At 65.4% G+C, this 10,557-nt stretch carries 9 protein-coding genes and 1 pseudogene; 4 read left to right on the top strand and 6 right to left on the bottom strand.

Annotated elements, in window-relative coordinates; all coding sequences use genetic code 11:
* Positions 1-506: 506 nt before the first annotated feature.
* From ACODRZ_RS25845 to ACODRZ_RS25835, 3 genes are read right to left on the bottom strand one after another with little or no spacing between them, the layout of a single operon-like run.
* Positions 507-1,484, bottom strand: coding sequence for an ExeA family protein (locus ACODRZ_RS25845; protein WP_294444933.1), 978 nt, complete (start codon positions 1,482-1,484; stop codon positions 507-509).
* Positions 1,484-3,136 (bottom strand): DDE-type integrase/transposase/recombinase, encoded by a 1,653-nt coding sequence (locus ACODRZ_RS25840; protein ID WP_294444934.1) that lies wholly within the window; start codon positions 3,134-3,136, stop codon positions 1,484-1,486. Before ACODRZ_RS25840 ends, ACODRZ_RS25845 begins: the two co-directional genes overlap by 1 nt.
* Positions 3,129-3,725, bottom strand: coding sequence for a recombinase family protein (locus ACODRZ_RS25835; protein ID WP_294444935.1), 597 nt, complete (start codon positions 3,723-3,725; stop codon positions 3,129-3,131). Before ACODRZ_RS25835 ends, ACODRZ_RS25840 begins: the two co-directional genes overlap by 8 nt.
* Before the next feature lie 165 nt (positions 3,726-3,890).
* On the opposite strand from ACODRZ_RS25835, the gene ACODRZ_RS25830 reads away from it, so the two are divergent.
* The gene (locus ACODRZ_RS25830; RefSeq protein WP_294444937.1) at positions 3,891-4,583 is read left to right on the top strand and encodes a hypothetical protein; all 693 of its coding nucleotides are present in this window, start codon (positions 3,891-3,893) and stop codon (positions 4,581-4,583) included.
* Positions 4,584-4,648: 65 nt separating this feature from the next.
* On the opposite strand, the gene ACODRZ_RS25825 is transcribed toward ACODRZ_RS25830, so the two are convergent.
* Both ACODRZ_RS25825 and ACODRZ_RS25820 read right to left on the bottom strand, forming a co-directional pair.
* Complete coding sequence (locus tag ACODRZ_RS25825) at positions 4,649-6,016, bottom strand: SRPBCC family protein (RefSeq protein ID WP_294444938.1); 1,368 nt, start codon at positions 6,014-6,016, stop codon at positions 4,649-4,651.
* Complete coding sequence (locus tag ACODRZ_RS25820; RefSeq protein WP_066760034.1) at positions 6,016-6,978, bottom strand: fatty acid desaturase; 963 nt, start codon at positions 6,976-6,978, stop codon at positions 6,016-6,018. The genes ACODRZ_RS25825 and ACODRZ_RS25820 overlap by 1 nt, the downstream gene beginning before the upstream one ends.
* 90 nt (positions 6,979-7,068) lie before the next feature.
* Between ACODRZ_RS25820 and ACODRZ_RS25815 the strand changes: the two genes are divergently transcribed.
* Positions 7,069-7,401: a metalloregulator ArsR/SmtB family transcription factor gene (locus ACODRZ_RS25815; protein ID WP_066760033.1), complete on the top strand. Its 333-nt coding sequence runs from the start codon at positions 7,069-7,071 to the stop codon at positions 7,399-7,401.
* Between the two features lie 123 nt (positions 7,402-7,524).
* Here ACODRZ_RS25815 and ACODRZ_RS25810 read toward each other — a convergent pair whose 3' ends face one another.
* Positions 7,525-8,001 carry a TetR/AcrR family transcriptional regulator gene (locus tag ACODRZ_RS25810; protein ID WP_066760032.1) on the bottom strand — a complete coding sequence of 159 codons (477 nt, stop codon included), beginning with the start codon at positions 7,999-8,001 and terminating at the stop codon, positions 7,525-7,527.
* Between the two features lie 490 nt (positions 8,002-8,491).
* Between ACODRZ_RS25810 and ACODRZ_RS25805 the strand changes: the two genes are divergently transcribed.
* Positions 8,492-9,655, top strand: coding sequence for a glutathione S-transferase family protein (locus ACODRZ_RS25805; RefSeq protein ID WP_066651699.1), 1,164 nt, complete (start codon positions 8,492-8,494; stop codon positions 9,653-9,655).
* A gap of 540 nt (positions 9,656-10,195) precedes the next feature.
* Positions 10,196-10,557: pseudogene (locus ACODRZ_RS25800) on the top strand (SAM-dependent methyltransferase); the annotation flags it as partial.

Raw genomic sequence — 10,557 nt, 5'->3', positions numbered from 1 at the left:
GACGTTGCAGGAATGGCTCCTGCCGATCGCGCTGACGACGACCAGCGGGGCTAGGTGTAGGCGCTTGCAAACGTAGCGGCCCCTGCTCGCAAACAGAGAAGTTTTCTGCTCAGATTGACTGACAGCGGGCGGGCCGGGCTGCTCGTGCTAAATGACAATGTGCTCGCCATCATCCGCGCTCGCTCGCAATCGTAGTCGGTCTGCTCACGCTTTCTGCCAATCCGAGGAAGGCGACGACAGACATCAGCCATAGCTGGTGAAATTTACACCGACCAACGTGCCGACAATTAGTGAAACGCCAAGCAGCGCCATGGCCATGAAGCACCGTCGACCCCAACCGACGTTCGCGGCCATCCCGACTGCAACGGGTAGTCCGATCATCCAAGCCAGATTGGCCGGTGACCTAAACGCAGGTGCGTCTGTCACCAACACGCCGACCGTGGATGCGACCGCGATGATGCACACCTGGAGAAGGTATCGATGTCGTGTAACGGCTTGCGATACCATCATATTGGCACCCCGGCTTCGCGGAGCCGCTCGGTCAGTTCGCGGGTATGTTCGGCGTCCAGCGTTCCGGCGAGGAAGGCGCGCACGTCGGATGGCCGGGTGTTGAGCTGGCTGGCGAGCGCCCCGGCGTCGTAGCCGTTGCGGGTCAGCGTGGGTTCGAGGTCGTCGATCGCCCGCGACAGCACCTGCTCGACGATCTCGACCGTGACCGGCTTGGCGGCAAGCCGGAAGCCCTGCTCGAAGGCGAGGGTCAGGTGCATCTCGATCTGGAGCGGGGTGCGCAGACGCTCGGCAATGAGGTCGATCGCATCCTCGTCCATCAGGTCGGCGACCTCGACGCCCTCGGCCGCGCAGACACCGAGCAGCCAGGCGACATAGTCGCGTCGCTCGGCACCGATGCCCTCATAGTCGAACGTCGTGGTGCGGTAACCGATCTCCTCCATCTGCGGACGGCGCAAGTCGTTGCGCAGCCGGGGATGGCCGACGAGCAGGACCGACAGCAGCACGCCTGCGTCCGCCACCACCTCCATCAGCCGCTTGAGGCCGGTCAGCGTCTTGTGGTGGAGGTCGTGCGCCTCGTCGACCACCAGCACGACCGGTCGCTTGCCCTTGCGCATGATGTCGCGCAGATCGCGCTCGCGGCGTTCGGCCTGCTTGGGGATCTTCACCTGGGCGCGGTCGCCGGGCAAGAGGTCGTAGAACAGCGCCTCGATCAGCGACGGCAGCGAGGTCCGACGCTTGTCGACCGCGAGCGACTTGGCGACGGCGACCTTGCCGGCCCTGACCAGCTCGTCCTCGATGCGGCGCAGGAGATGCGTCTTGCCCGATCCGACCAGGCCGGAGACGACGATCAGCCGGCCGGTCTGCACCGCTGCGCAGACCTCGCGCACGAGGTTGCGCTGATGCTCTGTCTCGAAGTTGCCGGCACCATGAAACGGGCGGGCGAGCCCGTAGCTGGATTGAACGTCGGCGAGCATCAGCTTGTCCCCCGTCTTGCCTGGAACCGCTCGCGAATGCGGCCGGCGATGATGGTCTTGTCGAGCGTTTCGCCCAGCAGCGCGTCGATGAAGGCGCGGTCCGCCTCGGGCAGCGAGCCGAGCGGTCGCCGCAGCTGGTCGACGATGGCGTGGCGCGCCGCGAGCCCGTTCGGGTATGCCGTCTCCACCACTGGTTCGGGAAAAGGTGTCTGTCGGACCGCGAGCCCTGCGGTCGAGGGCGGCAGCGACGGCAGCGGCCGGTCGCCGCCCGTCACGGTCGCACGGGGCAGACCAAGCTGGTCGGCGAGCCGGACCACCTTGTCGAGCCGCTCCTCGGCACGGCTCTTCTGGTACTTGCGATAGCGGTAGAGCGGCACCGCGCCGCGCGACGGTTCGTAGGGTCCGTGCCGCTTGCCGCCATGTTCCACGAACAACTGCTGGTCGAACAAGCCCCAGAGCAGCGTCACCGTTTCGCCGGCCAGCTGGGGCTCGACCTCGTAGGAAGCACCCTCGACCGAGACGGTCGCGTCGCCGGCGACGGTGCGTCGCTCGGGCTCGCGCGCAAAGGCGCAGAACCGCTCCCAAGAGCACATGGCGCGCACGCCCTCGCCGGGCAAATGCCGAAGCCAGTGTTCGACCCGCGCGTGTGGCTCGGAGCGATGGTCGCCGTTGTTATAGGTGACCAGCGCGCGCCGCATCCACAGATTGGCCTCCGCTTCGTCCTTGGGCTTGTGGAAGTGGTACAGCGTCTCGTGCACTTCCTTGATCGTGCGGAACGGCCGCTCGACCTTGCCCTTGGCGCGGGCCGCGGTGTGCCGGTCGTCAGATTTGGGCGGCAGATGGGTGAGGACGCGCACGCCCAGGCTGCCCATCACGGACTGGAACACCCGCGACCGGCTGACCGGGCCGTTGTCCATGTAGATCGTGACCGGCAGACCTTGGAACGGCAGTTCGGGCTCCGGCTTGGCGGCAAAGGCGTTGAACAGGAAGCGCAGCGCGGACTCGGCGTCTTCGCCATAGACGCTGCGATATTCCTGATAGACCACGCCCGAGCAGTCATCGACGACCGAGAACAACATCAGCGTCGGTTTGCCGCGCCCTTGCTCGATCCAAAGCGGCGCCTCGACCTGCTTGAGGTCGGACGGGCTCATGTCGAAGTGCCACAGCTCGTTCGATCGCCGCGCTTGAAAACGAACGGCCGCGTGCGGACGGGTCACGCGAGTATAATCCAGCCCCGACGAGCGCAGCAGCCGGTCGATGGTAGCCCGCTTCAGCAGGCCGGGCGCGACCTTGACCAAGCCCTCCGGCGTCTCGACGCCGTCCGTTTCGAGGAACTCGATAGCGCGGGCGGTGGAGACGTGCCGGCCCTTCTTGTTGGTCGTCCTGATCTTCAGCGCAGCGACGATCTCGGCGTAGCGCTCCATCTCAGCCTGCGGGGCGACCCGCGTCGCGCCATGATCGGACCGTCGCACCGACTTGGGGCGGTTCAGTTCACGCAGCGCCCGGTACAGGGTCCAGATCGAGATGCCATAAGCCTCGGCGGCGCGGGCGATGATTTCGGTGCGACCGGGGTCGCGTGGGGGCAACAGCGACAATCGTCGGCGAAGGTCGACCAGCGCCTCTCCGGGCGGCCGCTTAGCCCGGTCAGCCATGGGCTGCGGCGGGCTCCTTGGCCGGTGCGCCGCTGCCGCGCTTGCCGGCGTAGCGATAGAGGGTCGCCACCGACACGCCCATGCGCTTGGCGATGTCGCGCACCGGCAATGTCCCCTCCTTCATCATTGCCCGTGCCGCGGTGACGTCGCTCGGGCGCATTACCGATGGGCGGCCACCCTTGCGGCCCTGCCGACGCGCCTCCACCAGCCCGGCGGTGGTCCGCTCCCGGATCAGCGCGCGCTCGAACTGCGCGATAGCGCCGAACACGTGAAAGGTGAGCATGCCCCCCGGTGTAGTCGTGTCGATGCTCTCGGTCAGCGACACCAGCCCGATCTTTTCGCGCTCGAGTTCCTCGGCCGTGGCGATCAGCTTCTTGAGCGAGCGGGCGAGGCGGTCGAGCTTCCACACGACCAGCGTGTCGCCTGCACGCAGCACGTCTTCCAGGATACGCGCCAGTTCGGGCCGGTCATCACGTGCGCCCGATGCCTTTTCGGTGAACACCTTGTCGCAGCCGGCGCGGCGCAGCGCGTCGAGCTGAAGCTCGGGGTTCTGATCGCTGGTGCTGACCCTGGCGTAGCCTACCCGCATGGGCGTCCGATCTTCTCCAAACCCGTGCGCGGCATACCCTTTTGCGAAGTCGGTTTCCAGAACAGTTTTGACAAAGCGCCGCCCGCAGATTTACGTTGCCGGACAGGCAAGGCGATCGGCTCGTCAGAAAGGGTCGTTTTGCAGAACTGCTGAGGAGCAGGGTTCATGCAGGTGCTCGATACGGTGGACTGGGTCGGCGACGGCGACGACACCGACTTCTTCCTAGCGATCGAGCGTACCTTCGATCTTCGCCTACGCTCGAACCTGCCTTGGACGACGTTCGGCGAGGTGAGGACCCATGTCGTCGCGCATGTCGCAGCCCACGGCGGGGGCGGCACGACGTGCGCCACGCAGATGACGTTCTACAGGCTTCGACGTGCGCTCGGGCTTGGGCGGCACGTCGGGCCAGATGCGCCGTTGGCGCCGCTGATCGGCAACAAGCTGCACCAGTCGTTCACCAACCTGGAAGCCGATACCGGCCTCAAGATGCCGGCAACGCGAGCCGGATGGCTTGGGATCGTCGCCACCCTTTGCTTCGCCGTCGCGGTCGCCATCGTCGCCTTCACGACGCTGGCGCCGCCCCTTCGCATCTTCGCTGCTGGAGCGAGCGGATATGCGGGGCTGTGGTTGCGGCACATCGACCGCCGACGACTACCTTGGGGATGTGAAACCATCGGCGATCTGGCCCGCCTCGTCACGGAGCAGAACCGCGGCAGGCTGGCACGTGAGGGCGCGCGCCTCACCACACCCGATATATGGCGGATCATCCAGCAACTGGCTGCCGAGGAAAGCGGGATCGATCCGGATCTGATCGGGCCGGACACGACCTTCTTTCGCCAGAAAGCACGAGCCGCCTGATCGTGAACCGGACGTCAGGTCCAACGTGAACATTCCGCCCCTGATTGCGGAAGGTCGAAAGACCGTCAGCCTGCCGGCAGCCTCGCGATGCGAGTATTCCGGACGCTAACCCTCTCTGCCTTCTGCTTCAGATCTCCCAAAACCCGCGACAGGTTCATCCTGATCGCCAGCCTGGCTAACGGCTCCCAATAGAGCACCGGCTCGACCCGCAAGACATGACGGGCCTCGATATCAAGCCGGGTGTGCCCACTCGGCAAAGAGGTCAGGGTAAAACCCGTGGTACCGGTCTCGAAGTAGCCCTGCACATGGGGTGAGTGGACCCGGCGATATGGGCTCATTTCCTCCATCGCCGGCGGTTGGGTCAGCACCGCGAACGCGAGCCGGCGTCCGGGCATCCACTCGGTTATCCGCTCCCGCGCTGTTCCGGTAGAGAACTCGCCCAAGCGGATCGCGCCGATGCCCTGGCCGAGTAGCTGGCCGCGGATTGGGTAAGCGAGGCCGGCGATCCCCACCAGACCGGGGCGACCAGAGATGGCGCGATCGTCAGTGAGCGCCGCCCATACCGCTCCCGGGGGTGCGGCTATCTCGACGGACCTACTTGCCGCGATCGGCAGCGTGGGCGGCACGGCCGCTTCGAGTGCAAACAGAGCGGGTAGAAGCGCCACGCTCGCTACCGTTCGGCCACCGCCATGAGCCGCATTTGCAACTGCGCGGCCTGCAGCGCCACCAATCAGCGCCGCAATCGCGCCCAGCGGAGCGGCCAGCAGGATGCAGACCAAACCCTCCAGTGCCAGCATCACGAGCGCAACGGTGCCTAGCGCTGCCGCAGCCAACACCAGCCGCGCGGTTGCACCCGCGCTTAGCAGCAGACGACGGTTCGCGAGATAACCGGTGGTGACACCCACCAAGAAGGGCGTGGCGACGAACAGGCTCCATCCGTAGCTGCCTAGGGTTAGCGCCGACACAAGTACGGCCGCGACGATGATGGCTACGCCGGCAAGCACGCCTTGAACCATGTGAGCGATGTTCGCGCCAGGCGCAGGAGCCAAGTCATCCTGCCGTTCGAACTTGGGCAGTAGTGCCAATACCGCCGCGGCCGCTATCTGCACGGCCGGCACTATTGCGGCTGCGGCGAGTGCGTAGCCCGCACCTGACCAACTGGCGCGGCGGAACGATATGAGTGCAAGTCCGCCTGCTGCCGCGAGCGATACCGTAAACGCCAGAGCAGCGTCGCTGGCCGGCAGGCTTGGACTCATGGCCAATCGTCTTAGCGGCAGCAGCCAGAAGCCGACATCAGCTATCAGCGGCGTGCCGCGGGCGGCCATCAGCAACCCGACGACCAGATGCGGTGTCAGCAACAGCAGCGGCGCGGTGAGCGCGTAAGGTGCCGGCGGCATCGTGCCGGAGAAGGAGGGAAACCGGAGGATTGGCATCACGCTCTCCCTGCGGTCACCGCAACGGCGGGCTGCGCTTCATGCCTGTGCTCGGGTGCGACCCTGGTCAGTTTACCCTCGCGTGCGAGGTGCTCGGGGAGTGCGATGTTCCAGGCGAGTCCCGCCTGCTCCAGCAGCAGCACAAAGCCGTATCCCCAATCACTTTGGCCTGGATAGAGGCCAATCCGCGCCGAACCGGGGAAAGCGTGATGGTTGTTGTGCCAAGCCTCGCCCATGGTTGGAATGGCCGCCCAAGGCACATCGTGGGCCTGCACGCCGGCATCGTTCACCAGCCAGCTCTGCGGTCCCGTGCGGTGCGCCAGGTGGCCAACGAACCAATGGCCCGACACCGACAGGGTAACGCGCACACACACGCCCCAGACGACCCAACCCCAGCCCCCCGCCAGAAACAGAAGCGCCGCCACCGGCAACTGCTGGGCCATCCAGGTCGCCTCCAGAAAGCGGTAGAACCCATCGCGTCCCGCGCGTCCCAGATCGAACGAGGGCGGGCACTCCAGCTCCAGGCGGCAATGCATCTGCCACCAGGCGTCGGCTAGCGGCCGGCGACGGTGCGCTAGATAGTCATGGCAATCGGCCTGCCGTTGCGCCCAGTCCCGCAGATCGTGCGTGCGGATCATCCATAGCGGGCCGCTCATGCCGACCAATGTTCCTGCCCAGACCAGCAGCCGCTCCAGCCACAGAGGGCAATCGAAGCTGCGGTGAATTAGCCGACGGTGGAAGCCAACGCTGTGACCCAGCAGGAGCGTGCCACTGGCCAGTAGCAAGCACGCGGCCAGCGCGCCCCAGCTGAAGAGCAGCGGCGCCAGAAGCAACGAGGCAGCGAGCATTGTACCGTTCCAGAGGGAGTGAGCCGGATCCCACCGCACGACACCTGCCACGGGACTGCTACCGGGCAGCTCCACCAGCGAGTTCACCCGGCAGCGTTCGGGATCGAGGGTCATGCCAAGCTCCAAGCGTTTAACTCATAGCTTAAATGCTGTCCTAGCCAGCCGCCCTTGTCAAGTGGTTAGCTTATCGCTTAATCATCGTCCATGCAGAAGGTCTTTGAAGCTTTGGCGTCCACCCCACGCCGCAAAATCCTTGCCTACCTCGCCCACGCGGAACTCAGCGCAGGCGAGATCGCGTCACGGTTCGAGATGTCCAAGCCTGCCGTATCCCAGCACTTGTCGGTGCTGGAGAACGCTGGCCTGGTGACGAGCGAAAAGCGAGGCCAATTCGTGTTCTACCGCTTGGTGGCGGACAACCTCGCCAACACGCTCAACGCGTACGTGCAGGAGGTTTGCCCCGTGTCGCGGCCGCTGAAGGCAGAGAGCGCCAGCCTCGCCCGCGACCGAGTTGCCGCTGCTGGCGAAAAGCGTGAGTAGATCGCTTGGTTTGTAAGCAAGCGCTGCCGATGGCGAGCATATTGTCAGCTAGCGTGAGCAAGGTAGCGCGCCGGCTGTCGGCCAATTTGAGCAGGAAATTGCGCTGTTTGCGAGCAAACGCCGCTACGTGTGCAAGCGCCTACACGTAACCGTGAACGACGCACCACGCTGCCAAGCTAACCTTCTCTGTATGGTTTGCCGTGACGATGGTTGCGACAATGGCGGCCATAATGCCAAACGCCCGGGCTCCGGCGCAGCGGCATCGGGAAACTTGGCCTTGTCGACCAACTCGCGGGAGAACATTAGCCGAAACAGGGCCGGCGCGTCTTGCGCGAAGGCGATGTACGCTTCGCCCGCCTTCGCCAGCGCTTCGTGGCCGGACAGGTGCGCCGAGGCAGCATCAACCTGGCTGGCCAGGCGATCAAAGCCGGTCACGACCAGTGTCGCCAGAAGCGGTTCCTTGTCGGCGAAGTGATTGTAGGGTGCCTGCCGCGACAGGCCCGCGCGCTCGGCAATCCCGCGCAACGACAGGTTGGCAGCGCCCACGCTCTCCAGCAGCTCTGCCGCAGCCTGAATCAGGCACGCGCATCGTGCTGCCATCCCCGAACGGCTCGCGGCTTTCGCTCGCAACAGGCAACATTCCCCCCATCAGCAGGTGCCTCCGCAATGCCCGGGCTGTCGCGCAAGAGGCCGCCGTGGTTGCCGGTGAAGGTACAATAGCGGTGATCGCGGCGGGTGAGCGCTGGAAGGATCAGTCTCTTGTCCCGCTATCGAAGACTGGCTCGGAGCGGGCGAGGTCATCGCGGCCTTGCGCGGGAACGCGAACGCCGAGGCCACTTGCGCAGCGGACGCTATCGCAACCCCGAAGATGAATTGGGTTCGACCCACTCACTGCCGTCCGCAATCGAGCGGCGAGCGCGCCAGACCGGTCGGATCATGCCACATCGGCGCAATTGGACGTCATCCGCTGCAGTGCAGGCACATGCATCAGTCGCGTGGAACGAGCGTACGCGAGGCGATCTGGAGGACGTATCCCGTACATGCTGCCGATCCGGTTGTGCACGCCGCGTCGCGGCTGTATGATGGCTACATGGCACCCCACATTCTCTACGGCGTCCCGCACTCGCTCTATACGGGCAAGAGCCGAGCCTATCTGCGCAAACAAGGCTTCACCTATGTCGAGCGCACCCCGGCTGATCCGCGCTTCAGGGCGGAGATCGTGCCCCGGATCGGCCGCGGCATCATCCCGGTGCTGGTGACGCCGGACGGAGAGGTCATCCAGGACACGGTCGACATCCTCGACCATTTCGAGGATCGCGGCGTGCCGGTGTCGGCCCGTCCGCCGGGCGCGCGCCAGCGCGTGCTGGCGCATGTCGCCGAGCTTTACGCCGTGGTCACGCTGACGCGCCACGCCATGCATTATCGCTGGTCGTATCTGGATGAGCAGCGGACCTTTCTGACCGACGCGTTCACCGGCGGATCGGGAACGGACGGTGCGGCCAAGGTCATGGCGCGCATGCAGTCCTACCTGCCGATGCTCGGCGTCACGCGGGACACGATTCCTGCGATCGAGGCGTCGTACCTCACCTTGCTCGACCTGCTGGAAGCACACCTGTGCCGGCATCCCTATCTGTTCGGCGGGCAGCCATCGCTCGGCGATTATGGCCTGCTCGGCCCGCTCTTCGCGCATCTCGGTCGCGATCCGGTTCCTGCCGACCTGATGCGCCGCCGTGCGCCCAAGGTCGCGCGCTGGGTCGAACGGATGAACGCGCCCGATGCCGATCTGCCGGAGTATGGCGAGTATCCGACCTGCTACCTAGGCGGCGACGAACTGCCCGAGACGCTGGTGCCGCTGTTCCGGCACATGGCGGACGAGCTGTTGCCGGAGCTGGCCGACAAGACCGCCTGGCTGTGCCGGTTCGTCGCCGACACCGACCCCGAGGAGGGCGCGCCGGTCACCGACAAGCCGCACCAACGGGTGCTCGGCTCGGTGGACACCATGTTCGGGGGCGTGCCGTTCGCCAGCGGCGTGCAGCCGTACCTGTTCTTCCTGTGGCAGCGGGTCACGGACGTGTTCGCCGCGCTCGGCGACGAGCAGCAGCACGCCGTGTCCGCGTGGCTGGACGGCGTAGGGCTGTTGCCGCTCCTAGACTTGCCGCAGCCGGTGCGGGTCGAAAGAAGCGGACATGTAGAACGCTGGGGCGCCCGCTTGCCGACATCTCCGGGCCTCCGCACCGGTTACGCTCCGGCCTGAGTTGCACTGCGATGACGGGCTGCGGCTCCTCATCGGCATCAGAGCATCAATTGCCTAATCCTCTCTCTCCGGCGCCTGTCTCAACATTCGAGGCGGATGGCACTCAAACCTGATCGCTTTTCGGGAGAAGAGTGCATTTCCCGAACGTCGATCCCAATCGGGACGATCGCGGCTGGCGCGGTTCGGCTCATTCAGTCGTAAGCGTATATCGGTGCCCCTTCTATGCGCCGGCCGCTGTTCGCAAAAACCTTCCTTTCTGACGACTTTGCCGGCGAACCATGATCGCAACGCATTTCTGCGGTCCGCCGCTTGTCAGAACTGTTCTGGAAACCCGCTTCACAAAAGCGCCTGCCGGCGACGGGTTTGGAGAACCCATTGGCTGGGAGCGTGAGCACAACGTCCCGTTTGCAAGCAGCGCCGGATGATGGCGAGCACACTGGCAGATAATTCGAGCAGGACGCTCCCCGCCAGTGGCAGATAGCGTGAGCAGGAAATCAGGCTGTTTGCGAGCAGACACTGATATGATTGCAAGCGCCTACAGCTAGGCTGGCGCGCGTGATGCTGGATGAGTGCCGGCGACGGCGCATCATTGTGCCGGGCATCAGTTCGGTCGAGCGGATGGTCGCACAGGCGTTGCTCGATGCCGAACGCCATGTCGCCGAGCATCTGACCCGAGGACTCGATGCTCGACAGCGCCGGCTGCTCGATGCGCTTCTCCTGCCCCACACAGGCACGAACTTGAGCGATCTGGCCTGGGTGCGGCAGTCACCCGGCAAGCCCGGCCGAAAGACATTCGCCGCCATCATCGAGCGACTGACACTGCTTCGGGCCATCGGGATCGATCCGAATATCGCCGTAGGCGTCCATCCCGAGCGCCTCCGACGCCTGTGCCAGGAAGGCGT

Source organism: Novosphingobium sp. FG90 (assembly GCF_057808725.1).
Note: the sequence above shows the minus strand (reverse complement) of the source record. Positions and strands in the feature narration are given on the sequence as shown.